Source organism: Egicoccus sp. AB-alg2 (assembly GCF_041821065.1).
GTDB lineage: Bacteria > Actinomycetota > Nitriliruptoria > Nitriliruptorales > Nitriliruptoraceae > Egicoccus.
Genome location: NZ_JBGUAX010000004.1, coordinates 167,501 through 191,909 on the forward strand (window position 1 = coordinate 167,501; position 24,409 = coordinate 191,909).

Sequence of the window (24,409 nt, forward strand, 5' to 3'; positions counted from 1 at the left end):
CATGTCCTCTGAACTCATCGGCCTGCTGGGCTTCGCGGTCCTCGTCCTGCTGCTGCTCGCGCGCGTGCCCGTCGGCATCGCCATGATCGCCGTCTCCGTGGTCGGCTACGGCCTCGTGGTCCGGCCGGACGCGGCGCTCGCCCGGTTGGGCTCCGACGCCTTCTCCAGCACGGCCAGCTATGCACTGAGCGTCATCCCCCTGTTCGTCCTCATGGGACTGCTCATGGCGCAGGCCGCGCTGGGACGTGACCTGTACCGGTTCCTCGACGGCCTGCTCTGGCGCCTCAGGGGCGGGCTCGCCCTGGCCACCATCGGCGCCTCGAGCCTGTTCGGTGCCGTGAGCGGCTCGGCGACGGCATCCGCGTCCACGATGTCGCTCGTCGCCATGCCCGAGATGCGCCGCTACAACTACGACGAAGGTCTGGGCGCCGCCTGCATCGCCGTCGGCGGCACGCTCGGTTCGCTGATCCCGCCGAGCGCCGTGCTCGTCCTGTACGGCATCCTGACCGAGGAGAACATCGGCGCGCTCCTCATCGGCGGGATCCTGCCGGGTCTGATGACCACGATCCTGCTGATGATCACCGCCTACCTGCTGGTGCGCCGGCGTCCGCGGCTCGCGCCGGGGGTCGAAGGCCACGTGCAGCGCAGCCCGATGTCCAAGCTCCTGCTGCGCGTCTGGTCGGTGCCGGCGATCTTCGGCCTGAGCATGGGCGGGATCTACGTCGGCGTGTTCACCCCCACCGAGGCCGGCGCCGTCGGCGCCTTCCTGGCGCTGGCGTTCAGCCTGCTGTCACGGCGGCTGACCTGGAAGGGGTTCGTCGAGGCGGTCAGCCAGACGGTGCGCCTGAGCGCGATGATCTTCCTCGTCGTCATCGGTGGCCGGATGTTCGGCTTCTTCCTGTCGGCCACCGGCATCCCCCGGGCGCTCGGTGGCTTCATCGGTGACCTCGAGGTCGCGGGCTGGGTCGTGGCCGCGGCGATCCTGCTCCTGTACGTGGTGCTGGGCGCGTTCATGGACGAGATCGCGATCCTCGTGATCATGACCCCGATCATGTACCCGATCGTGACCGGCCTGGGCTTCGACGGCGTGTGGTTCGGCGTGCTCAGCATCATGATGCTGCTGACCGGGCTGCTGACGCCGCCCGTCGGGATCATCAGCTTCGTCGTCAGCCGTGTCGCCGAGGTCCCGCTGGAGAAGGTGTTCCGCTCGGTGGCGCCATTCTGGTTCGCGTTGGTGCTGGCTGCCCTGCTGGTGATCTTCTTCCCCCAGATCGTGCTGGTCCTGCCCGACCTGATGGGCTGAGCCGTGTGCCCCCCGCGCTCGCGCCAGCCTGAGAGGAGTCTTCGATGAGCATCGTCGTCTGCACGCCCGGTGGTCCTGCGCAGGACGCCCTCGTCGAGGCCGGGCAGGAGCAGGCGCGCCAGGCCGGGCGCGACCTGGTGCTGGTCCGCCACGTCAAGCTCCCGGGGTTCGAGCACGACGTCGATCAGGAGATGACTGCTGCGGCCGACGTCCGGACGCAGCTCGAGGCCACGGCGACGACCGTGAGCGAGCGTGGCGTCTCCTGCCGGGCGCTGGTCGTCACCAGCGGCGACGACAACCCGAGCACGGCGCTGCTGGAGGCGGTCGCCGACGCCGAGGCGTCGCTGCTCGTCATCGGGATCCGGGCGCGGTCCCGGGTCGGCAAGCTGCTGCTCGGTAGCACGACCCAGGACCTGCTGCTCGCGGCGGGGCGTCCGGTGCTGTGCGTGCCGGTGGAGGCACGACACTGAGGTGACGACGGCCGCGGGAAGTGCGACGCCGAGGTGACGTCGGCCCCCTAATTGTCGCCTGCGCCCGGGGGAGCGGACGTGACGGTCACTGCTCCTGCGGGTGGGTGGCCAGCGGCTCCACGACGATGTCCATCCACGGGAAGAACGCCAGCGAGGACAGGGCCTCGTGCAGTTCGGTGGCGTCCTTGGCCTCGTACCAGCCGATCGACGATCGCGTACCCGGCACCCGCCACAGCTTCTTCAGCAGCCCGGCCTCGCGCAGTTCGGCGGCGCGGGCGCGCTCGGCCTGTTGCAGCTCACGGCGGCGTTCCTCCGGCGTGTCGACCGGAAGATTGTTGGTCGTGCGAACGAGGAAGTCCATCGGCTGTGTCCTTCGGCTCAGGCGGTGACGCGCTCGTCGGCGGCGACGCGCAGCAGGGCGTCGACGAGCAGGTCGGGGGCGGTGGCGATCACCTCGTGGTCCGCGTCCAGGCTCTGCACCCGCCAGCCGAGCCCGGATGCGCGCTCGGCCGCCCAGCCGAACGGCGTGTTCCACCCTTCGCAGGCCAGATAGTGGCCCCGGACGTCGAGTTCGGAGGCGCCGAAGTCGGCGGCGTCGGTGTAGGTCTTGAAGGGATGGTCGACCAGCCGGGGACGCAGCCATTCGGCCGCTTCCTCGTCGGTGACACCCAGGTTCTGCAGCGGCCGCGGAGGAACCCGCCAGCCGCCGCCCTGCTCCTCGGCCGACTCGCGGTAGTGCGCCGCGGCGTGCGGCGGCAGCAGTTCGACGGCGCGCTCGCCACGCTCGGGAACGAAGCCGTCGACCACCACCAGGGTGCCGACCCGGTCGGCGGCCGCGGCGGCGGCGCCCACGACGACCATGCCGGCGTAGCTGTGCCCGACGAGGATCACGTCGTCGAGTCGTTCGTAGTCGAGCACCGCGGTCACGTCGCGGACGTGCGTGTCCAACCCGATCATCGGGTGCGTCAGATGGGCGCGGTGACCAAGACCGGTCAAGGTCGGCAGCACGACCTCGTGGCCGGCCGCGCGAAGCGCCGGTGTCACGCGTTGCCAGCACCAGGCACCGTGCCAAGCGCCATGGGTGAGGACGAACGTGCGCGCCATCAATGCCTCCGGGAGCGGGCCGTACCCGACTCAAGTAGCTGCCAACAAGATTGTCAACAATACCGCGCGTCGCGCTAGGGTCGCCACCACGTTTCCGGCTTGGGGGCGTCGTTGGAGGCACCGGTCCGCTCGGAGGTGCGCGCCGTTGGCGGTGGCGCGCTCGTGTTCGGCATGCTGTTCCTCGACCGCCTGGCGCCGCTGTACCTGATCGTCGTCATCCGCCAGCAGGAAGGGCTCGCGCCGCGGCAGTTGGCGCTCGTCCCGCTCGCCATCGGGCTCGGGTGGGCCGTCGCCATGGGCATCGGTCGCTGGCTCAGTGGCCGGCTCTCCGACCGGACCCGCATCGCGTTGGGGGCCGGCGGTGCGGCCATCGTCCACGTCGGCTCCGCTCTGGTGGGCGGCTGGCCGGCCTTCATCCTCCTGCGGTTCCTCGGGGGCGTCTTCGCCGGGACCGTCGCGCCGCCGCTGACCGGGCTCATCTTCGCCTGGGCGCCCCGCCGGCGGCGCGGCCTCGACGCGGGCATCATGTTCTCCGCGACCCGCCTCCTGGGCAGTCTGCTCGCACCCATCGTCGTGTTGGGGGTGGCCGTCCGCGCCGACTGGCGTGCGGCGCTGCTCACGGCCGCCGTGCTGCTCCTGGTCGCGACCGCGGCATTCTGGGTCGTCACACCGAGCACCCCCGAGGCGGAGCACACCACCTCGGCGCAGCGGCGGCAGCAGGCACGCACCGTTCTGGCGCGCCATGGTCGACGCAACATCGCCCTGGCGACGGTCTTCGGCATCCTCTTCGCCTGCTGGCTGAACGTGGTGAGCCAGACGGGCCCGAGCGTCGTGGTCGCGTCCCTCGACGTGACGCCGGACACCGCCGGTGCGATCGTCGGTGCCTTCGGCATCGGCGGCTGGCTGGCGGCGCTGTTCGTCCCGATGGCCTCCGACCGGGTCGGCCGGGCGTTGGCCCTCGGCACCAGCACGGCCGTCGGGGGCGCCGCCGGCCTCGGGCTCAGCCTGCTGCTCGCCGGCGGGAGTGCCCCCGTCTGGGCGCCCGCGGTCCTGTTCGCCTTCGGCGGCCTCGCGCTGGGTGCCCTCCCGCTGGCGCTCTCGATCATCCCGGGTGAAGCCGTGCTGCGTGGGGATCCCGGCCGTGCCGTCGTCTGGCCCGTCTTCGGCTCCGAGGTCGTCGGCGCCGCCGTGCTGCCGGCCGTTGCCCTGCTCGGCTTCCTGCCGGAGCGGGCGACGCTCGCCATCGCCGCCGGCGCCCTGCTCGCCAGCGCCGTCCTCGCCAGGGCGCTGGTCCCGCCGGAGCACGAAGACGAAGCTGAGGAGGTGCCGGCGTCGCCGATCTGACCCGCCGCGTGCCATCGGCCGCCGACGGGACGGGCGTCGCACACGTCCTCGCCCCCTAAGGTGAACGGCGTCGAGGCAAAGGCCACCACGAGATGAACGACCGACCGCCGCCGTTCCGTGCCGACCACGTCGGCAGCCTGCTGCGCCCACCACGCCTGCTCGAGGCGCGCCAGCGACACGCGGCCGGAGCATTCGACGCCGCGGAACTGCGTGCTGTCGAGGACGACGCCATCCGTGAGGTCGTCGCGCTGCAACGCGGCGTGGGGCTGTCGGCCGCCACCGACGGGGAGTTCCGGCGGACCTCCTGGCACATGGACTTCATCTACCGGCTCGGCGGCATCACGCAGGCGGACGGGAAGATCGAGGTGCACTTCGAGAACGAGGAGGGTGGCCTCGACTTCACCGCCGCGGCACTGGCGGTCACCGGACCGGTCGGACTCGACGAGCCGATCTTCGCCGACGACTTCGACTTCACGAAGTCGCTGGCCGACGAGGCCGGCATGGTCGCGAAGCTGACGATCCCGTCGCCAAGCATGGTGCACTACCGGGGCGGCCGAGCGGCCATCGATCCGGACGTGTACCCCGACGAGGAGCAGTTCTGGGCGGATCTGACCCGCGCCTACCGCCACGAACTGCAGGCGATGGCCGAACGCGGCTGCCGCTACCTGCAGCTCGACGACACCAGCCTGGCCTATCTCAACGACCCGACGCAGCGCGCCAGGATCGCCGACCTGGGCGGCGACGCCGAACACCAGCACGAGCACTACATCCGGCACCTCAACGAAGCGGTGGCCGATCGCCCTGAGGGCCTGCGCGTCACGACCCACCTGTGCCGGGGCAACTTCCGGTCGTCGTGGGCGGCATCGGGCAGCTACGACTTCGTCGCCGAGGCGCTCTTCAACGACCTCGACGTCGACGGCTTCTTCCTCGAGTACGACGACGAACGCTCCGGCGGCTTCCAGCCGCTGCGGTACGTACCGCCCGGCAAGCAGGTCGTCCTCGGGCTCGTCACGACGAAGCGACCCGCGCTCGAGTCGAAGGACGACCTCAAGCGCCGCATCGACGAGGCCAGCCGGTTCGTCCCCCTCGAGCAGTTGTGCCTGTCCCCGCAGTGCGGCTTCTCGTCGACGGTGGAGGGCAACGCCCTCACCTTCGACGAGCAGCGCGCCAAGCTCGAGCTGGTCGTCGAGACGGCCCAGGAGATCTGGGGGTGACGCACCACCAGCCGTACCGTCGTGAGGAGTCCGACGCCCGCCGCTGAGGAGCGAGAACCGTGCGCATCACCAAGTATCGGCAGTCCTGCCTCGTCGTCGAAGCCGACAACGGCGCCCGCCTGCTGTTGGACGCCGGCTACCACGTGACGCGCACGCGAGCGCTCGACGAGTTGGGCAGCATCGACGCCGCGTTGTACTCGCACGAGCACCCCGACCACTTCGGCGAGGAGTGGGTCGGGCCGTTGCTCGAGCGAGGCGTGCCGGTGTTCGCCGAAGCGTCCGTGTGTTCGATGATCGGGAGCGCCGCGAACACCGTGCAGGGCGGCACGACCTTCGCGGCCGCCGAGGTGCCGGTGGCGGCCTACGACCTGCCGCACATGCCGTTGGTCGACGGCCGACCGGGGCCGCCCAACCTCGGCTTCCTCATCGACGGCCGGCTGCTGCACCCCGGTGACGCGAAGGACCTCCGCGGCGTCGGTGCAGAGGTGCTGGCGACGCCCATCGCCGGGCCCAGCTGCAGCGCGCGTGACGCCTACCTCATGGTCGAGGCGAGCGGCGCGCGTGTGGCCGTGCCGGTCCACTACGACCACTTCCTCGCCGACCCAGAGCTGTTCGCCAAGCAGTGCCCGATCGCCGAGGTGGCCGTGCTGGACGACGGCCAGACCCTCGAGGTCTGAGCGTCGGGCGAGACACGCGGGGCGGGACCGTCCGGCCCGCCCCGCGTGCGGCTCGCCCGGTCCGGTCAGCCCTTGAAGCCCGGCGCCTTCATGCACCGGAAGCTCGCGGCGTCGTCCACGTCGCCGCGGAAGTAGCGGGACCAGGTCGGCCACTCGCAGGCCGGGCGGGTGCGGTCGGTGCCGCGCTCCTGCAGCACCACGTCGCGGGGAGCCTCGCCGTCGGCGGCCCACCGGTCGAGGATCTCGAGCCAGTCGACATCGTTCGGTCCGGCGCCACCACCGTGGTCCGCCTTCGGGACGGCGTAGGCGCGGAAGAACTTGTCGGTGCGGCCCTTGCCGAGCGTCTCCACCACCGAGGCGTGGTAGTCCAGCCCGGCGAGGGCGCTGCGGCCGTTGTCGCCGAGGTTCTCCTGCAGGATGAGCTTGCCGCCGCTCGCCGCGAAGGCCGACAGGTCGGGGTCGGTGGCGTCCACCATCTCGGAGACGGCGAGGATCCGCTCGCGCCACTCGGGTGCGTTGGGGTCGAAGCCGACGGTGTCGAAGTCGGGGTCCTGCGCGACGAAATAGCGGATGAAGTCGGCGCCGAGGCTCACCGTGAAGCCGGGGTTGCCGTTGGCGCCCATCACCCACTGACGCCAGTCGTTGCCTTCCCCACCGACCGGGAAGCCCGGGTAGCCGGGCACGCCGTTCGCCAGCGGGTAGTCGAGCACCATCGGGGCGTGGAACTGCTCGACGACGTCGATCTGCGCCTGCGTCAGGCAGCCCGTGGCCTCGCCGGCCTCGCACAGCAGCGCCTGGAAGTCGACGTGACAGTTCTGTGGGCGGCTGATGATGCCGTCCTCGAGCCCGTCCAGCCCGTCGCAGGTCGCGAGGGTCGTCGCGTGGAGCAGGTCGACCCCGGCGGGATCGATCCAGCCGCCCGTGAGGATCGGCTCCGCGAGCGCGTTGACGAACAACTGCTGTCCGGTGAAGTTCACGACCGGGACCCGGCTGAACACGCCGTCGTAGTCGGTCGGGAACCGCTGGGCCACCGTGAGCCCCTCGCGCCCACCCTGTGAGCTGCCGACGAAGTAGGTCTGCTCCGGTGCGCGCTCGTAGTGGGCCTCGATCAGCGACACCGCGACGTCGCGCGTCTTCTTGAGCGCCGCGTAGGCGAAGTTGACGAGCGATTCCTCGATCAGGGCGAACGAACCGCCCGGGTGCACGGTGCTGCTGTGCCCGGAGTCACTGCCGAAGGTGGCGTAGCCCTGCTGCAGTGGCGTGGCGGTCCCGACCGGGGCCGAGGGGACGCTCCCGGTCCCCGCCACGACGGTTCCGTTGTAGCCGCCGCCCCCGAAGTGGACGGCCTTGCCGTTCCAGGCCGTCGGGAGGTTCACCCGGAAGCGGATGTCGGGCGCCTCCGGGTCGACCGGGGCGATCCGGCCCTCGACGAGGCAGTACGGCGCGGTGGCGCCCTGGGTGGACTCCCGTGCCGAGGTGACCTGCGCACCCGACGTGGGCAGGCCGATGTCGGCGGCGTCGATCGTCGTGCCGGCGAGGTCCTCGCACGGGGTGTCTGCGGCTGCCGCGGCCGGCAGCGCTGTCGCCACGAGGCCGACGGCCGACAGCGCCGCCAGGCTCCCTCGCCAGCGGCTCGCCCGCGCCCGGACAGCAGTTACTGCGCGCATTGCTCTCCCTTCCTCTGGTGGGCTCCACCCACCAGTAGCCCTACGGACCGTGCGGTTCGTACTAGTCGGAGCCTAGGAAGCGGCACAATCTTGTCAACAATTTGTTTGACGACCATCCGTCGCCTGCCAAGACCAAGGTTGATTGCATGCATGACGACAGGAATGTGCGTTGATCGCACATGCTTACGGCAGGCGACGGCTGGGACGGATGGCATGGAAAAGCCTCTATAGGAGATGCTGGGACGGGTTCTACAGGCGAGCATGGCCCGTGACGGCCTGCCGCCCATTCGTCTCTTGCATGCAGTCGTGGGCTGTGCCAGGATCGCTGGCCAGATCGTGTGCGGCGGCCGGCGTGCGAGCGACGGCGCCGAGATCGCCGGCACAGAGCGACGAGCAGGGAGAGCCACCGTCGTGAGCTCACTCCAGGAGCCACCCGCTTCACAGCGGATCAAGGCGCTGCTGGCGCTGCGCGAGTTGCTGCTCGGCGGCGCGTTCGCGCCTGGTGAGCGGCTCGCGGAGATCCCGCTGTGCGAGCGGCTCGGGGTGTCGCGCACGCCGTTGCGGCTGGCCCTCATCAGCCTCGAGCACGAGGGGCTCGTGCGCCAGCACGGATCCGGCGGCTACGTCGTGCAGGACTTCAGTGTCGAGGACGTCGCGGATGCCATCGAACTGCGCGGAGTGCTCGAGGGCACGGCCGCCCGGTTCGCCGCCGAACGGCTGGACGAACCGGCCTACCTGCTCCCGCTGCGGGAGGTCGTCGAGGAGGCCGACCGGCTCCTCCACGATGACGGCGGCACCGAGTGGGTGTTCGAGGACTACGTCGCGTTGAACGAACGGTTCCACGCACTGCTGCTGGGGCTCGCCGGCAGCGCCGTCCTGGAGCGGTCGCTCGAGCACGTGTTGGCCCTGCCCTTCGCTTCGCCCAATGCCCTCGTGAGCGCCCAGGGCCGCGGCGCGCGCCGCTGGATGACCGTCGCCCAGGAACAGCACCGGGCGATCGTGGACGCCATCGCCGCCCGCGAGGGGGCGCGTGCCGAAGCGGTGGCGAGGGAGCACGCACGGTTGGCCCGCCGCAACCTCGAGCAGGCGCTGGCCGCCGACGAGCCCCTGGCGACGGTGATGCCCGGCGGCTCGCTGGTCCGCGCCGCTGCCCCGCCGGGCACCTGGCGCGACGCGTCTGGCTGACGAAATTGTTTACAATTTGGCGAACACCCACTACGGTCGACGTGGTCGAGGCAGAGACGGGAGCATCGATGAGCGAGGGTCCTCTGACGGGTGGCCGACCGTCCGAAGCGGACGAGCGGCCGGCGCCGCGAACGGTCGCCGCCCCGATCGACGTGGCCGGCCTCATCGGCAACGTCAGCTATGAGGTCATGCCCTTCAAGAAGACGGAGGCGTCCGTCAAGCGGCACGTCCCCAAGGACGTGCCCCTGACGGTCACCGCCACCGAGAGCCGAGGGCTCGACGCGACCCTCGACCTCACCGTCGCGTTGGCGCAGGACGGCTACCGGGTCGCGCCGCATCTGGCGGCCCGGCTGGTGCAGGGCGAGGATCACCTCCGGCGCATCGCCGAGCGCCTCGACGACGTCGACGTCCGTTCCCTGTTCGTGATCGGCGGTGACGCGCCCGAGCCGCACGGGCCGTTCGACAGCGCCAAGGCCCTGATCGACGCGCTGGACGGCATCGGGTTCCGCTACGAGAGCCTGGGTGTGGGTGGCTACCCGGAAGGGCACGCCAGCATCCCGGAGGCCGCACTGGACGCCGCGTTGCGGCAGAAGGCGACCCACGCGGATCGCATCATCACGCAGATCTGTTTCGATCCGGACACGATCGCTTCCTGGGCGTCGCAGCTCGCACGCTCCGGCGTCGACGTGCCGATCCATCTCGGCCTGCCTGGCCCCGTCAACCGGCAGAAGCTGATGCGGATCTCCGCCGGCATCGGACTGGGGCAGTCGGCGCGGTTCCTGCAGAAGCAGCAGAACCTGGTCTGGCGACTGCTGCTGCCGGGTGGGTACAACCCGACGCGACTGCTGCGACGGCTGGGCAAGGCCTTGGCTCGGGCCGAGACCCATGTGGCCGGGTTGCACATCTTCACCTTCAACGAGCTCGAGCGCACGGAGGCGTGGCGGCAGAAGCTGTTGGCGTCGGTGCGCGCCTGAGCGGAAAGGGACTGTGATGCGTGAGCTCGAGGACCCGAACATCGGCCGCCTGATCATCCAGGGGCCCGACCAGCCCGGCATCGTGGCCGCCGTGTCGGGAACGCTCAGCCGTGCGGGCGCGAACATCGTCTCGCTCGACCAGTTCTCGAGCGACCCCGAGGGCGGCCGCTTCTTCCAGCGCACCGAGTTCCATCTGCCCGGCCTGACGGCGCGGCGCGCCGAGCTCGAGGCGACGATCCGCGAGGAGGTCGAGGAGCGCTTCGGCATGCACTGCGCGCTGGTGGAGATCAAGCGGCGCAAGCGCACCGCCATCATGGTGTCCAAGCTCGATCACTGCCTGCTCGACCTGCTGTGGCGCCACCGGCGGGACGAGCTGGCGATCGACATCACGATGGTGATCTCCAACCATCCCGACCTCAGCGAAGAGGTGCGCCGCTTTGGGATCCCCTTCTTCCACGTCCCGGTGCCGAAGGGCGAGAAGGCCGAGGCCGAACGCGAGCAGCTGAAGCTCCTCAAGGACAACGTCGACCTCGTCGTGCTGGCGCGCTACATGCAGATCCTCTCGGGCGACTTCCTGGAGGAGGTCGCGGTCCCGATCATCAACATCCACCACTCGTTCCTGCCGGCGTTCATGGGCGCCTCGCCCTATCAGCGTGCCAAGGAGCGGGGCGTGAAACTGATCGGCGCGACGGCGCACTACGTGACCGAGGATCTCGACGAGGGTCCGATCATCGAGCAGGACGTGATCCGGGTCTCCCACGCCATGAGCGCGAAGGAACTGCAGCGCTTCGGCGCAGACGTCGAACGGCAGGTACTCGCGCGTGCCGTCGGGTGGCATGCCGAGGACCGGGTCCTCCGGGACGGCAACACGACGGTCGTGTTCTGACCGCCGCATCTTGCAAGGGCCGGTGGTCGGCCTCGGGACCGCCACCGGTACGAGGGAGCAACTGGTGACACCGCGGACGACGGAGGAAGTGGCATGAGCAAGGAAAGCCTGAACGATCTGCTGCGCAGCGCGGGCAACCCCGTGGAACTGCTGCGAAACAACCAGGTGGGGCGGTACGTCTACCCGACCAAGCCGCCGGAGTTCTCCAACTGGATCGACGAGCAGCGGGCCTGGACCGAGGACTGCATCCTCTACGACCAGACCTGGCACATGGACAACATGTTCATCGAGGGTCCGGATGCCGAGCGCCTGCTCCGCGACCTCGGGATCAACACGTTCAACAACTTCGCCGTCGGCAAGGCCAAGCAGTACGTGCCGGTCAGCCACGACGGGTTCGTCATCGGCGACGGCATCCTGTTCCACCTCGAGGACGAGGTCTACGAGTTCGTCGGCCGCTCGCCGGCACCGAACTGGCTGCACTACAACGCGGAGTCGGGCGGCTACGACGTCCAGATCACCCGTGACCCGCGCGCGCCGTCCATCACGCTGGGCAAGCCGGTCACCCGCGAGCAGTACCGGTTCCAGATCCAGGGCCCGAAGGCCGAGCAACTCATCCGCAAGCTGACCGGCGGCGACCTGCCCGACATCAAGTTCTTCAACTTCGACACCGTCAAGATGGCGGGACGGCGCCTGCCGGCCCTGCGCCACGGCATGGCCGGGCAGCCGGGTCTCGAGGTGTGGGGACCCTACGAGGAGTACGACGAGGTCCGCGACGCGATCCTCGAGGCCGGTGAGGAGTTCGGCATCCGCCCGGTCGGTGCCCGCGCCTACTCGACCAACACCATCGAGTCGGGCTGGATCCCCTCACCGCTGCCGGCCGTCTACACCGGCGGGAAGATGGAGGGCTATCGCGACTGGCTGCCGGCCAACAGCCTCGAGGGGCGTGGCGGCACCATCGCCGGGAGCTACGTCTCGGACGACATCGAGGACTACTACCTGACGCCGTACGAGATGGGATACGGCCACATGGTGAAGTTCGACCACGACTTCGTCGGCCGCGATGCCCTCGAGTCGATGGACAAGGAGTCGCAGCGGCGCAAGGTGACGCTCGCCTGGAACGCCGAGGACGTGCTGAAGACCTGGGCCTCGCTGTTCAGCGACGAGGTGCCCTACAAGTACCTCGACCTGCCCCAGAGCGTGTACGGATCGGCTAGCTACGACCGCGTCCTCCACGACGGCAATGACGCCGGCCTGTCGCTGTTCACCGGCTACACCTTCAACGAGCGCACCTTCCTGTCGCTGGCGGTCATCGACCCGTCGATCGACGTCGGCACCGAGGTGAAGGTCGTCTGGGGCGAGCCCGACGGCGGGACCCGCAAGCTCAGCGCCGAGCGCCCACACCGCCAGATCGAGATCCGCGCCACCGTCAGCCCCGTGCCCTACTCGCGGGAGGCCCGCGAGCACTACGCCGAGGGCTGGCGCACCGCCGGTCGCGCCTGACCGACGCCAGATCGGGGGCCGGGCACGCTCCGGCCCCCGGTTCCGTCGACCGATGTCCCCGACGCTCGATCGAGGAACGCCATGACCGCCAGGATCATCGACGGCAAGGCACTCGCACAGAAGGTGCGGGCGCGGATCGCGGACGACGTGGCAAGGCTGAAGGCCGAGCACGGCATCCAGCCGGGACTGGCGGCGGTGCTGGTCGGTGACGACCCGGCCTCGCAGGTCTACGTCGGGATGAAGCACCGCGCCACCGAGGCCGCCGGCATGTACAGCCGCCAGCTGGAACTGCCCGACGACACCTCGCAGGCCGACCTCGAGGCGCTCGTCGGCGAACTCAACGCCGACGACGCGATCGACGGGATCCTCGTGCAGCTGCCGCTGCCCGACGACCTCGACCCGCAGCCGGTGCAGGAGCTGATCGACCCGTCCAAGGACGTCGACGCCCTCAACCCCTACACGGCCGGGCGGCTCGCGGTCGGCGATCCGACGTTCCTGTCGTGCACGCCGTACGGCGTGCTGGAGCTGCTCGGCGAGGCGGGCGTCGACACCGTCGGCGCGCACGTCGTCGTGGTCGGGCGCTCGAACCTCGTGGGTCGCCCGTTGTCGAACCTGCTGACGCTCAAGGGCAACGACGCGACGGTCACGCTGGCGCACTCGCGCACGAAGGACCTCGCCGCGGTGTGCCGCAGCGCCGACGTGGTCGTGGCGGCGGTCGGCCGGATCGGGCTGATCACGGCCGAGATGGTCCGGCCCGGTGCCACGGTGATCGACGTCGGCACCAACCGTGGGGACGACGGCAAGCTCGTCGGTGACGTGGACTTCGACGCGGTCGCCGAGGTCGCCGGGGCGATCACCCCGGTCCCCGGTGGGGTCGGCCCCATGACCGTCACGATGCTGCTGCAGAACACCCTCGAGGCCGCCCGCCTCCGCCGAGGCCTCCCGCGGCGCTGACCCCGGTGACCTCGCAACTCGACGATCGCCTGGCGGTGCACTTCGGGCGGCGCCGCTACGGACGACGGCCCGGCCTGCACCGGATGCGTGCACTGACCGGGCTGCTCGGGGACCCGCAGCATCGCTACCGCTGCCTGCACGTCACGGGCACCAACGGCAAGACGACCGTGACGCGCCTCGCCAGCGCGGTCCTGGAGGGCCACGGACTGCGCGTCGGGGCCTTCACCTCCCCGCACCTCGAGGACGTCCGTGAACGGATCGTCGTCGACGGTGAGCCGGTCACCGAGACGGCGCTCCTGGCGGCGCTCGACCGCGTCGAGGCGGCCGTCGCGGTCGTCGAGGCGCGGCTCAGAGAACCGGTGACGTTCTTCGAGTTGATGACGGCCGCGGCGTGCGTGCTGTTCGCCGACGCCGGGGTCGACGTCGCCGTGGTCGAGGTCGGCATCGGGGGGCGCCTCGACCCCACCAACGTCCACCACGGGGACGTGGCGGTCGTCGCGTCCGTCGGGCTGGACCACCCGGAACTGGGCAGCACCACGGCGCAGGTGGCCGCGGAGAAGGCGGGCATCTTCGAGCCGGGGGCAACCGCGCTCGTCGGGCCGATGGATCCGGCCGCCTCCGCGGTGGTCACGGAGCGGGCCGCGGCGGTGGGCACGCGCCTGCTCACGTACGGCGAGCACGTCGAGGTCGTCGCACGACGGGACGCCCGCGCAGGCCAGGACCTCGCCGTCCGGCTCGCCGGGACGGAACATCGGCTGTGGATCGCGCTGCGGGGCGTGCATCAGGCGGTCAACGCCGCGCTCGCGTTGGCGGCGGGCGCCGCGGTGCTCGGCCCGGACCGGCCGCTCGACGTGGCGAGGACGCGGGAGGCGCTACTGCGTGCACGGGTCCCCGGTCGAACGGAACGCCTGGCGTACGCCGGGCGTCCGGAGGTCGTACTCGACGTCGCGCACAACGAGGACGCCGCCCGCGCGCTGGCGGACACGATGGCGACGTGGGGCCGTGGCGTGCCCCTCGCGTTGGTGGTGGGCGCATCCCCTGGTCGCGACCTGGAGCGCTTCGTCCGGCCGCTGCTTCCGCTGACCAGCGCGGCGTACCTCGTGACGTCCGACGCACCCGATGGACACCCGGGGGCGGCGGGCCTTCCCCGGTCGCTCGCGCCGGTCGATTCCGTGACACGAGCCCTGACCGCCGCCGAGCGCCAGGTCGGTCCCGACGGACGGATCCTGGTGACGGGCACGCACCGGCTGGTCGCTGCCGCGCGCGAGTTGCTGCGGCAGGAGTGGTCACCGGGGCGCTCGCCGCAGGTCGCGTGAGCGACGGCGTGTGCCGCTAGGTCCGCGTGGTGAACGCCCCGCCGAGGTAGCGGTGGTCGACCGCGGTCGGGTCCGGGTCGCCGTGCTGGGCCAGGATCGCGTCCGCGAACACCTCGGCGTCGTCCTGCGGGTCGTAGCCGAGCCGGCGCGCCTCGGCGAGACTCCACCAGTTGCGGGTGTTGGCCGACACGCCCCACACCACGCGGAAGCCGGGCGACGGGGCGGTGACCGCCGCCTCGACCAGGCGAGCGGCGTCGTCGGGGGAGAGCCAGGTGGCCAGCGACCGGACGTCGTCGGGCTCCGGCCGGCACGTGCCGATCCGCAGACAGACCACGTCCATGCCGTAGCGGTCGACGTACAGCGAGGCGAGCCCCTCGGACGCGACCTTGGCGACCCCGTAGAACGTGTCGGGCCGCGGGAACAGCCAGTCCGGCGCGTCCTCCTCGCCGCGCGGATGGAAGCCGACGGCATGGTTCGACGACGCGTACACGACCCGGGTGATACCGGACTGCCGGGCAGCCTCGAGCACGGCGTGCGTCGTAGCGAGGTCCTCGAGCGCCGCGTCGAACTGCATCGGGCGACCGGTGGCGACGGTGGCGAGGTGGACGACCGCGTCGACGTCGGCGCAGGCCTCGCGCAGCGTCTCGGGGTCACCCGCCGAACCCTGCACGGCTTCCTCGCCGGGGCGCAGGTCGTCGAGGGGCACGACGTCGAGGAGGCGGACCGCACGTCCGTCACGTGCCAGGCGCGGCCGCAGCAGCGTCGCAACGCGCCCCGCGGCACCGGTCAGCAGCAGGCGTTCCATCTGATCTCCTCGATGCGGGGGCGCGACCGTAGTCGTCTGGCTCATGGCGGTTCCATTGCCCGTCCGGCGTTACGCTGCCGCCATGCCGATTGCCATCCGTCGCACCGCCGCCGTCGACGTGGCCGCCTATCTGCGACGCATCGGCATCCAGGACGACGTCGCGCCGGATCTGCCCACGCTGACGCGGATCGTCGAGGGACACACCCGCACGATTCCCTTCGAGAACCTCGACCCGCTGCTCGGCCGACCGGTCTCGCTCGAGCCGGCGGCGTTGCTGGACAAACTCGTCCACCACGGGCGCGGCGGGTACTGCTTCGAGCACAACGGCCTGCTGCACACGGTGCTCGACGCACTCGGCTACGACGTCGCTGCACTGCTCGCACGGGTGCGCTGGGGTCGTCCTGACGGCACGTGCCCGCCACGAACCCACCAGGTGCTGCGCGTCGGGATCGGACCGGCGGCCTACCTGGTGGACGTCGGCTTCGGTGGGCCGACCCCTACGTCTCCACTGGCCATGGCGCCGGGCCGGGTCCAGGCCACCGCCCACGAGCCATGCCGGCTGCTCCGCGACGGCGAGCTCCTCACGCTGCAGGTCCATCGCGACGACGGCTGGCGCCCCGCCTACGAGTTCACCCTGGAGCCGCAGCAACGGGTCGACCTCGAGGTGGTCAACCACTACACGGCCACCCACCCGGCGTCGCGCTTCAGCACGGCGCTGTTGGGCGCGCGGGCCGCCGAAGGCCGGCGCATCGCCCTGACGAACCTCCGCCTGGTCGTACGCCACGCCGACGGCCGCACCGAGCGACGACCGCTGACGGACGTCGCGGCGCTGCGCGCGGCCCTGGAACACGACCTGGCCATCACCCTGCCGGCCGAGCTGGACCTCGACGCCCTGTTCGACCGGCTGAGGTCGGGCGCCAGCGGGTAGCGCAGGGGAGTGCTCCGCAGCAACACGACGGTGTAGCAGTGGATTCTTCGTCGGGAACTCGACGCTGATCGTTTGGCGTCGGCCAGCGAGGTGTGCGCAGACTGGGAGCGGCCGCGCGAACTGCCGCATTTTCGTCGTGACCGTCTTGCGGGTGCCTACTTTTTGCGCAGGTGTTGCGGGAGCCCCGGGCACTGTTCCTCATCCACGCGGATATGTCGGGCGTCGAGGTGCTTTCGAACACATCGCGACGGGATGCTGGGCAAGCACCTCGGGGGGGCAACTCAACGCCCGCGCCGCAGCCCTCGCCGAGCAGTACCGGGGGCTCGGTGACGCCTGGTTCGTCGAGGTGACGTCGACGGCCACGCTGTGACCCTGGGACGTCCGCGACCGGGGCACCTACCGGCTCGCGTCCTGACCACCGGCGATCGCGACCGGCCGGGCTCGGTAGCGCCCTGCCGGTCGCGGCCGCCCGTCCGACGTGTCAGCGCGTGAAGAGTTTCGCGGCGGTGTCGCCCCGGACGGCGGCCTGCTCGTCGGGGGACAGGGCGTCGACCATGCCGAGGAAGCGCGCCATCCGGTCGACGTCGCCGTTGTGCGGGTAGTCGGAACCGAACAGCACATGCTCGGCGCCCATCTTCCGCACGGTCAGGTCGAGGGCCTCGGGCGAGAACGCCAGGCTGTCGACGAACAGCTGGCCCGGATAGTCCCGCGGCGACCGCGTCGACACGGTGCGGTACATCTCCATGCGCCCGAGCACGAAGGGCAGGAAGCCGCCGGCGTGCGAGCCGATGACCCGCAGGGTCGGGTACCGCTCGAGGTGGCCCAGCGCGACCAGCCGCTCAAGGGCGTGGGTCGTGTCGAAGTGGAAGCCCACCGCGTTGTGCAGCCCATGACGGGCGATCTGCTCGACCCCCGGCGGTGCCGTGGGGTGTATGAGGACCGGGAGTTCGAGTTCGGCGATCTCGCGCCAGACGGGCTCGAACTCCGGCGCGGCCAGCGTCACGCCGTCGATGTTGGCCAGGACGGTGACGCCGACGGCGCCCTGTCCGGCGGCACGCCGCAGTTCGACCACAGCGCGGTCGGGGTGGGGCCAGGGCAGGGTCGCGAGGAACCGGATCCGGTCCGGATTCTGCGCGTGCTGCTCGGCGAGTGCGTCGTTGACCATCGCGGCCGTGCCGGTGCTGACCTCCGCGTCGCCCCAGTTGGCTTGGGGGGCGGTCAACGAGACCAGGGCGACGTCGACGCCGGCCTCGTCCATCTTGCGCAGCCGGAGCTCCCAGTCGTACATCGCCGACCAAGGGGCGTTCACGCCGTAGTCGAGGTCACGGATCGCGATGATCGGGTCTCGGTGGCCGTTGTGGTGCTCGGCCACCTGCCGGACCTCGTACCGACCGCCGTGGGCCGCGAGGCGTTCGACGTAGCCGTCGACGAGCATGTGGGTGTGGACATCGATGACAGGCATGGACGGCTCTCCCGGTTGGTCCATGCGAAAGATGTAGTGCATTTCCTTGACGTGCGCAATGATCCAGCTTACTGTTTTTGCGGTCGGCGCCGGGAGTCGCGCCGCCTGGGAGACAGCGATGACGATCATCGACGTGCACACGCACATGCTCACGCAGGAGTGGGTGGAGCTGCTCGGCAGCACGCCCTCGCGGTACCACCTGGCCAAGGATCCGACCAAGGCCCGCAGCCCCGAACGCGACCGGATCCACGTGGCCGGGGTGCCGTACTCCTTCCACACGCCCCACCCGCCGTACTTCGACTGGGAGCTGCGGCTGGAGAAGATGGACGAGGCCGGCGTCGACATCGCCGTCGTCTCGCTCACGTGCCCGTCGGCGAACTTCGGCGACGCCGAGGTCAGCGCCCGTGCGGCCCGTATCGCCAACGACGACATGATCGCCGCCCAGCAGCGGTGGCCCGACCGGATCCGCTTCCTCGCGACGCTGCCCTGGCAGTACCCCAGCGAGGCACTCGCCGCACTCGACTACGCGCTCGAGCACGGCGCCGTCGGCGTGTTCACCTGCGCCAACATCGAGAACGACCCGCTGATCCACCCGCGTTTCGCCGAGATCTGGGCCGAGATCGACCGGCACGCCCTGCCGGTCCTCGTGCACCCCGGCCCCCCGCCGGGCGTCGAGGTGGCGGCCCAGCTGGGCATGAGCAACGCGGTCGGGTTCCACTACGACACCACGCTGGCGATCGAGCGGATGATCAACACCGGCTTCCTCGACCGCTACCAGCAGCTGTCGATCCTCGGGTCGCACGCAGGGGGCTTTCTGCCCTTCATCGCCGGACGCCTCGACTACCAGCGCGAGTCGCCCGACATCGTGCCGAGCGAGTACCTGCGTCGCATTTACGTCGACGGCATGGCGTTCTCGGACGGTGCCTTCGACCTGACGCTCGAAGTCTTCGGGCCGGACAACGTCCTGTTCGGTTCGGACTACCCGTACGGCGGGCTCGGCGGGATGGAGAAGTTCCTCGCCCTCATCGACGACCGGGTGCCCGAGGCGCACAAGGACGCCGTCCGGGGCGAGACCGCACGCAAGCTGTTCGGGATCTGATCCCGAGCACGACCTCGTCAGCAGCCTGGCGAGCACCACACGATCCACCTCGCCTTCCTGGCAGACGGGCGGCGAGTCGAGAGCACGGGACCCACTGGGAGCGGCACGGCAGCGGACACGCGCCGGGTCGGACAGGGAGAGACAGATGCGCACATCCAAGAAGCTCGCGCTGTTGGCCGCCGTGGGCCTCACCCTCGCGGCGACCGGGTGCGGCGGGACCGACGGCGGGGACGCACCGGCCGAGGACGCCGCGACCCAGGAGGAGCCCACGACCGACGCGGGTGACGACGGGGACACGGCCGACGACGGCGCCGAGGGCGAGGCCGCAGGCGGCGATGCCGCGCTCGAGGAGCTCGTGGCGGCGGCCGAGGCCGAGGGCAGCCTGACCTTCTACAGCGTGCCCGACGAGAGCATCGCCCAGGGCATCGCGGACGAGTTCAGCAGCCGCTACGACATCCAGGTCGACTTCGTCCGGCTCGTCAGCGCCGACCTCGCGCAGCGCTACAGCGCCGAGGCGTCATCGGGCGCTCCGGCCGCCGACCTCATCCTCGTCTCCGACTCGCCGTTCCTCACCGAGGCGTTCGAGGAGAACTGGCTGACGCCGCTCTCCGAGGCGGGTCTGCCCGACTACGGCGACTTCCCGGAGGAGTTCGTGATCCGTGACGGGGCCTCCGCCATCGTCTCGATCAACCCGACCGTCATCGGTTACAACACCAACGAGGCCGAGGAGCCCGCGGACTGGGACGTGCTGGCCGACCCGGAGAACCGCGGCCGGATCGCGATCTCGGACCCGACCACGTCGGTCGCGAACCTGTTCTTCTGGGACCTGATCCGCGAGGAGTACGGCGACGACTTCCTGCGCTCGATCGGTGAAAACGACCCGATCTTCACGCCGGGCGCCGTGCCCTCCGCCCAGGCCGTCGGGGCCGGCGAGGTCATCTACGCCACGCCTGCCGTCAGCGCGATCTACGACAACCTCGCCGGTGAGGGCGCGCCGGTCGCCTACGGCTCGCCGTCGGTGACGACGGGCTCGGAGATCGCCGTCGGCATCTCCACCGAGGCGGCCAACCCGAACGCGGCGCGGCTGTTCGCCTGGTTCATCATGACCCAGGAAGGCAACGAACTGCTGACGCTGCCGTACAACACCGCCTCGCCGTACGGCGGCGGCCTCCCGGAGGACTACCGCCGTCCGAACAACGCCGCCCTGGCGAACGAGGACCTGATCTACGAACTGCTGGGCGTGAATAACTGAGCCACCCGGGGGGCCGCCGCACGTTCGCGGCGGCCCACCCGGGCGGCGCCCGCCGCTAGCGTTGGGTGCGGGGCGGGGCAGGAGCACACGCCGACGGGGAAGAGTTCGATGGTGGGCCAGGGAGCATCGATGACCGACGTTGGGATCCGGGCGGACCGCAAGGAGGCGCTGCGGCAGTACGCCGCGGAGGGCCTGCGGCCACAGACACTGCTGTTCACGATGCTGGGACACCACGTCGCCGGGCGTGACCTCGCGGTCGCCTCGGGCACCTTCATCGCGGCGCTCGAGCAGCTCGGGGTCTCCACGCAGGCGGCCCGCTCCACCCTCGCGAGGATGGTCCGTCGTGGCCACCTGCGCCGCCACCGCGTGGGACGCAAGGCATACTTCACCCTCACCGGCCGCCTGATGACGGTGCTCGAGGAGGGGGCGAACCGGCTGTTCGCGCCGCCGGTGCGCGTGCAGCCCGAGAACGTGTGGACGCTGCTGAGCTTTTCCATCCCCGAGGACCAGCGCGCCTTCCGGCACAACTTGCGCACGGCGCTGGCCTGGAGCGGGTTCGGCCTGCTGCGCAACGGCCTGTGGATCGCCCCCGGCGACGTGGACGCGACCGGGATGCTCGACACCCTGGACCTGCACGAACACGTCGAGGTGTTCGTCGCCCGGCCCGCGCCACCCACCGACCTGCACCGCATCGTCGGCGAAGCGTGGGACCTCGGCGTCATCGCGCAGGAGTACCGGGACTTCCTGCTGCGATGGGGCGGCGACGACTGGCGGGCCGGCACGACCGCGCTGGCGGCCCAGGTCCGGCTGCTCACCGAGTGGCAGCAGATCCTCGTCGACGACCCGGAGCTCCCGGTCACCTACCTGCCGGCCGACTGGCCGGCACTCCGGGCCTACGAGCTGTTCCGCCAGCGTCTCGAGGAGATCGGCGACGACGCCGCTGCCGGGTTCGCGGAGATCCTCGACGCGCTGCCGCCCGCCGAGCTGCCGGCGCCAGAATCGGCCTCGTAACATTCGTCAAGAACGTCGACGCCCGGCAGGAAACTGTGTAACGTTGATGTCGGGAGGTTGACGACGATGACGTTCCAGGGATCGACAGCCGACGGTGACGAGACGGCCGGGGAGCAGCCGTTGGCGGGCCTTCGGGTCGTCGACCTCACGCGTGCCCTGTCGGGCCCGTACGCCACGCTGCTTCTGGCGGGCCTCGGCGCCGAGGTGGTGAAGCTCGAGGAGCCGGTGCACGGCGACCTCGCCCGCGACAACAGCCCCTACGTCGGCCGCGACGGCGTGGTGGTCGAGCGGCGGCACGAGGACGACCTGTCGGTCTCGCACCTGTCGCGTGCGCGCGGCAAGTACGGGATCGCGGTGGACCTCAAACAGCCCGCGGGTCGCGACGTCTTCTTCGACCTTGTCGCCACCAGCGACGTCGTGGTCGAGAACTTCACCGCCGGCACGGCCGACCGGCTCGGGATCGGCTACGGCGCGGCGGCCGAGGTCAATCGCGGGATCGTGTACTGCTCCCTCAGCGGCTTCGGGGCCGGGGCCTCGCAGGGCGCGAAGGCCATGGACATCCTGATTCAGGCCATGAGCGGCGCGATGTACGCGAGCGGTGCCGAGGGCGAACCGCCGGTGCGACTGGGACTGCCGGTCGCGGACCTGCTGGCGCCGGTCTTCGGCGTCATCGGCATCCTCGCCGCGTTGCAGCAGCGGGAGCGGACCGGACGCGGCCAGCACGTCGACGTCTCGATGCTCGGCGCGCTGACGTCGTTCGTGGCGGTCGAGAACTGGCGCGCCATGGAGTTGGCCGGCATGACGCTGCGCACCGGACCGACGCTGCAGCGACTGTGCCCCTTCGGCGTGTTCCCGTGCCGCGACGGTCACGTCGCGCTGGTCGCCGTGCACGACCCCCTCGCCAACGGGCTGTTCCGCGCGATGGGACGCCCGGAACTCGGCCAAGACGCACGGTTCGCCACCCGCGACGCGCGGGTGGCCAATGCGAGCGAGCTCGAGGACCTCATTGCCGCCTGGTCGAGCGATCGTGACGTGGCAGAGACGGTGGCCGCGCTGGAGGCCGAGCGCGTACCGGCCGCCCCGGTCCGTACCCCGATCGACGCCGTCGCGGCACCCGAGGTGGTCGCCCGGGGCGAGACCGATCCGTTGGTCCATCCAGTGCACGGGGCGCGCGAGGACCTGCGGACCGCGGGCGTCCCGATCCGCTTCTCGGACGCGTCCACGGGGTTCGCGCCGATGTTCCCGACCCGGGTGGGGGAGCACACTGCGGACGTCCTGAAGCGCCTGTTGGGTTACGACGACGAACGCCTCGCGTCACTGCGCAGCCAAGGGGCGATCGGGCAGGCCGACACCGCCGAGTAAATGTCGGCGGACTATTGACGGTCGTCACGCTTCGACGTACTGTTTCGTACGCGGGTCGCTGGGAGGCCGCGAGGTCGTCGGCCCGTTGGGAGAGGATGGGCATGGCGACGGCAACGATTCGACCGACGACACCCCTGCAGCGGCTCGGCCTGGCCGTACGCAACCTGTCGCCCTTCGGAACCTTCAGCGTCGTCCTCGCGCTCGCCCTCGCCGGCCTGGCGATCATCCCGCTCGGTCGCGTCGTACTCGGGCTCTTCTACGTCGACGGTGCCCTCACGCTGGCCCCACTGCGGGCGACCCTGGCCGTCCCGGACCTCGCCCGGTTGCTGACCAACACCGTCGTCGCCGTCGCCGTCAGCGGCGTCATCGCGCTGCTCATCGGTGCCGTGTTCGCCTGGCTGAACGAGCGCACCGACGCCCGCATGGGCTTCGCCACCGACGCGCTGCCGCTGTTGCCGTTCCTCCTGCCCCCCGTCGCCGGCGCCGTCGGGTGGGTCCTGCTGCTCTCGCCGCGGGCCGGTCTGCTCAATGCGTGGCTGCGCGATTTCCTGGGGCTGTTCGGCATCAACCTCGCCGAGGGGCCCTTCGACATCCACAGCTGGTACGGGCTGATCGCGATCTACGCGGTCTACCAGGTCCCGTACGCCTTCCTGCTGCTGTCCGCCGGGCTGCGCAACATGGATCCGGCGCTCGAGGAGCAGTCGCGCATGTCCGGCGCCGGCCTGGTCCGCACGCTGCGCAAGGTCACCCTGCCGGCGATGGCGCCGTCGATGGGTGCCGCCGTGCTGCTGATGGTGTGGACCGGCTTCGGGATCTTCTCGTTGCCGGCCATCGTCGGCACCCCGGCGGGCATCGACGTCCTCGCCGTGCGCATCGTGCGGCTGCTGTCGTTCACCTACCCACCGGAGACCGACGTCGCGATCGGCCTGAGCGTCTTCGTCGTGCTCTTCGTCGCCATCGCCTACACGGTCCAGTTGCGGCTGCTGCGGGCGGGCCGCCATGCGACCGTCGGCGGCAAGGGTCACAAGACCAAGCGCATCGAGCTTGGCCGGTGGCGGTGGCCGGCCCGGCTGCTGATGCTCGCCTACGTCATGATCGCGGCCGTGCTGCCCATCGGCGCCCTGGTGCTGGTGTCGCTCAACGGCTTCTGGACGCCCGACATCGCTTGGGGCGACCTGTCGACCGACGCGTTCCAGCGGGCCGTGTTCGGCGACCGTGTCACGCAGCGGGCCCTGCGCAACAGCCTGCTGCTCGGCGTCGGCGGCGGCCTGATCGGCATCACCGCGGCGGCCGTCATCGCCCTGTTCGTTGCCCGGACCCGCAGCACCTTCGCCCGGGTGCTCGACGGTTCGATCAAGCTGCCAGCGGCCATCTCCAACATCGTGATCGCCGTGGGTGTGGTCCTGGTCTTCGCCGGACCTCCGTTCCGCCTCGGCGGAACGCTGATCATCCTGTTGATGGGCTATCTCGCCCTGTACATGCCGCAGGGTTCGGTGGCCGCCGACGCCGCCGCCGGCCAGGTCGGTAAGGAGCTGCCCGAGGCCTCCCACGTGTCGGGTGCGGGTCGTGGGCGGACCTTCCGCAAGGTCTACCTCCCGCTGATGGTCCCGGGGCTCGTCGCCGGGTGGGCCCTGCTGTTCATCCGCATGGCGGGGGACCTGACGGCCTCGGCGATCCTCGCTGGCACCCGCAACCCGGTGGTGGGCTTCCGGATCCTCGAGGTCTACCAAGGCGGCTCCTACGCCATGCTCGCCGCCCTCTCCACGGTGCTCGTCCTTATCACCAGCACGGTCCTGGTGCTCGTGACGGCCTATACCCGGCGACGCAGCAAGTGGGGCATCGAAACCAAGATCGGAGGGGTTGGATGACCCGGCGAATCGGCAAGCGGCCAGCGGG

22 protein-coding genes are annotated in these 24,409 nt (G+C 70.7%); 17 read left to right on the top strand and 5 right to left on the bottom strand.

All coding sequences use genetic code 11. From position 1 onward, the window contains the following. Position 1 precedes the first annotated feature (1 nt). A complete protein-coding gene (locus ACERM0_RS08335) occupies positions 2–1,303 on the top strand; it encodes a TRAP transporter large permease (RefSeq protein ID WP_373678112.1) in 1,302 nt (433 codons plus the stop codon). Positions 1,304–1,347: 44 nt separating this feature from the next. Next, on the top strand, positions 1,348–1,773 hold the full coding sequence (locus ACERM0_RS08340; RefSeq protein WP_373678113.1) for a universal stress protein: 426 nt from the start codon (positions 1,348–1,350) through the stop codon (positions 1,771–1,773). Positions 1,774–1,858: 85 nt separating this feature from the next. Here the strand turns inward: ACERM0_RS08340 and ACERM0_RS08345 are convergent, their stop codons facing one another. Both ACERM0_RS08345 and ACERM0_RS08350 read right to left on the bottom strand, forming a co-directional pair. Next, positions 1,859–2,134 carry a muconolactone Delta-isomerase gene (locus ACERM0_RS08345; protein ID WP_373678114.1) on the bottom strand — a complete coding sequence of 92 codons (276 nt, stop codon included), beginning with the start codon at positions 2,132–2,134 and terminating at the stop codon, positions 1,859–1,861. Between the two features lie 17 nt (positions 2,135–2,151). Continuing rightward, positions 2,152–2,877 (bottom strand): alpha/beta fold hydrolase, encoded by a 726-nt coding sequence (locus tag ACERM0_RS08350; RefSeq protein ID WP_373678115.1) that lies wholly within the window; start codon positions 2,875–2,877, stop codon positions 2,152–2,154. Positions 2,878–2,976: 99 nt separating this feature from the next. On the opposite strand from ACERM0_RS08350, the gene ACERM0_RS08355 reads away from it, so the two are divergent. The 3 genes from ACERM0_RS08355 to ACERM0_RS08365 all read left to right on the top strand — a co-directional run bounded on the left by ACERM0_RS08355 (position 2,977) and on the right by ACERM0_RS08365 (position 6,112). Beyond that, a complete protein-coding gene (locus ACERM0_RS08355; RefSeq protein WP_373678116.1) occupies positions 2,977–4,221 on the top strand; it encodes an MFS transporter in 1,245 nt (414 codons plus the stop codon). A gap of 92 nt (positions 4,222–4,313) precedes the next feature. Beyond that, the gene (locus tag ACERM0_RS08360) at positions 4,314–5,435 is read left to right on the top strand and encodes a 5-methyltetrahydropteroyltriglutamate--homocysteine S-methyltransferase (protein WP_373678117.1); all 1,122 of its coding nucleotides are present in this window, start codon (positions 4,314–4,316) and stop codon (positions 5,433–5,435) included. A gap of 59 nt (positions 5,436–5,494) precedes the next feature. Next, positions 5,495–6,112: an MBL fold metallo-hydrolase gene (locus tag ACERM0_RS08365; RefSeq protein ID WP_373678118.1), complete on the top strand. Its 618-nt coding sequence runs from the start codon at positions 5,495–5,497 to the stop codon at positions 6,110–6,112. Positions 6,113–6,177: 65 nt separating this feature from the next. Here the strand turns inward: ACERM0_RS08365 and ACERM0_RS08370 are convergent, their stop codons facing one another. Beyond that, positions 6,178–7,701, bottom strand: a complete 1,524-nt coding sequence (locus ACERM0_RS08370; RefSeq protein WP_373678119.1) for a tannase/feruloyl esterase family alpha/beta hydrolase — start codon at positions 7,699–7,701, stop codon at positions 6,178–6,180. Between the two features lie 489 nt (positions 7,702–8,190). Between ACERM0_RS08370 and ACERM0_RS08375 the strand changes: the two genes are divergently transcribed. From ACERM0_RS08375 to ACERM0_RS08400, 6 genes are all read left to right on the top strand, one after another. Next, entirely contained in the window at positions 8,191–8,964 is a 774-nt protein-coding gene (locus ACERM0_RS08375; RefSeq protein WP_373678120.1) for a GntR family transcriptional regulator, read from the top strand. Between the two features lie 68 nt (positions 8,965–9,032). Beyond that, positions 9,033–9,938 carry a methylenetetrahydrofolate reductase gene (locus tag ACERM0_RS08380; RefSeq protein ID WP_373678121.1) on the top strand — a complete coding sequence of 302 codons (906 nt, stop codon included), beginning with the start codon at positions 9,033–9,035 and terminating at the stop codon, positions 9,936–9,938. 16 nt (positions 9,939–9,954) lie between these two features. Then, positions 9,955–10,824 carry a formyltetrahydrofolate deformylase gene (gene purU / locus ACERM0_RS08385; RefSeq protein WP_373678122.1) on the top strand — a complete coding sequence of 290 codons (870 nt, stop codon included), beginning with the start codon at positions 9,955–9,957 and terminating at the stop codon, positions 10,822–10,824. Between the two features lie 93 nt (positions 10,825–10,917). Continuing rightward, entirely contained in the window at positions 10,918–12,324 is a 1,407-nt protein-coding gene (locus tag ACERM0_RS08390; RefSeq protein ID WP_373678123.1) for an aminomethyl transferase family protein, read from the top strand. 81 nt (positions 12,325–12,405) lie between these two features. Then, a complete protein-coding gene (folD, locus tag ACERM0_RS08395; RefSeq protein WP_373678124.1) occupies positions 12,406–13,278 on the top strand; it encodes a bifunctional methylenetetrahydrofolate dehydrogenase/methenyltetrahydrofolate cyclohydrolase FolD in 873 nt (290 codons plus the stop codon). Between the two features lie 5 nt (positions 13,279–13,283). After that, on the top strand, positions 13,284–14,594 hold the full coding sequence (locus tag ACERM0_RS08400) for a folylpolyglutamate synthase/dihydrofolate synthase family protein (protein ID WP_373678125.1): 1,311 nt from the start codon (positions 13,284–13,286) through the stop codon (positions 14,592–14,594). A gap of 16 nt (positions 14,595–14,610) precedes the next feature. Here ACERM0_RS08400 and ACERM0_RS08405 read toward each other — a convergent pair whose 3' ends face one another. Continuing rightward, positions 14,611–15,399, bottom strand: a complete 789-nt coding sequence (locus tag ACERM0_RS08405) for an NAD-dependent epimerase/dehydratase family protein (RefSeq protein WP_373678126.1) — start codon at positions 15,397–15,399, stop codon at positions 14,611–14,613. A gap of 82 nt (positions 15,400–15,481) precedes the next feature. Between ACERM0_RS08405 and ACERM0_RS08410 the strand changes: the two genes are divergently transcribed. Further along, positions 15,482–16,327: an arylamine N-acetyltransferase gene (locus ACERM0_RS08410; RefSeq protein ID WP_373678127.1), complete on the top strand. Its 846-nt coding sequence runs from the start codon at positions 15,482–15,484 to the stop codon at positions 16,325–16,327. A gap of 481 nt (positions 16,328–16,808) precedes the next feature. On the opposite strand, the gene ACERM0_RS08415 is transcribed toward ACERM0_RS08410, so the two are convergent. Then, positions 16,809–17,789, bottom strand: a complete 981-nt coding sequence (locus ACERM0_RS08415; RefSeq protein ID WP_373678128.1) for an amidohydrolase family protein — start codon at positions 17,787–17,789, stop codon at positions 16,809–16,811. A gap of 118 nt (positions 17,790–17,907) precedes the next feature. On the opposite strand from ACERM0_RS08415, the gene ACERM0_RS08420 reads away from it, so the two are divergent. The 5 genes from ACERM0_RS08420 (at position 17,908) to ACERM0_RS08440 (ending at position 24,381) form a co-directional block, all read left to right on the top strand. Next, positions 17,908–18,888: an amidohydrolase family protein gene (locus ACERM0_RS08420; RefSeq protein ID WP_373678129.1), complete on the top strand. Its 981-nt coding sequence runs from the start codon at positions 17,908–17,910 to the stop codon at positions 18,886–18,888. Positions 18,889–19,033: 145 nt separating this feature from the next. Beyond that, positions 19,034–20,140, top strand: a complete 1,107-nt coding sequence (locus tag ACERM0_RS08425; protein ID WP_373678130.1) for an ABC transporter substrate-binding protein — start codon at positions 19,034–19,036, stop codon at positions 20,138–20,140. Between the two features lie 129 nt (positions 20,141–20,269). Then, positions 20,270–21,151, top strand: a complete 882-nt coding sequence (locus ACERM0_RS08430; RefSeq protein WP_373678131.1) for a PaaX family transcriptional regulator C-terminal domain-containing protein — start codon at positions 20,270–20,272, stop codon at positions 21,149–21,151. Positions 21,152–21,217: 66 nt separating this feature from the next. Next, positions 21,218–22,513, top strand: coding sequence for a CaiB/BaiF CoA transferase family protein (locus tag ACERM0_RS08435; RefSeq protein ID WP_373678132.1), 1,296 nt, complete (start codon positions 21,218–21,220; stop codon positions 22,511–22,513). Between the two features lie 101 nt (positions 22,514–22,614). Further along, positions 22,615–24,381 carry an ABC transporter permease gene (locus tag ACERM0_RS08440; protein WP_373678133.1) on the top strand — a complete coding sequence of 589 codons (1,767 nt, stop codon included), beginning with the start codon at positions 22,615–22,617 and terminating at the stop codon, positions 24,379–24,381. Positions 24,382–24,409 lie beyond the last annotated feature (28 nt).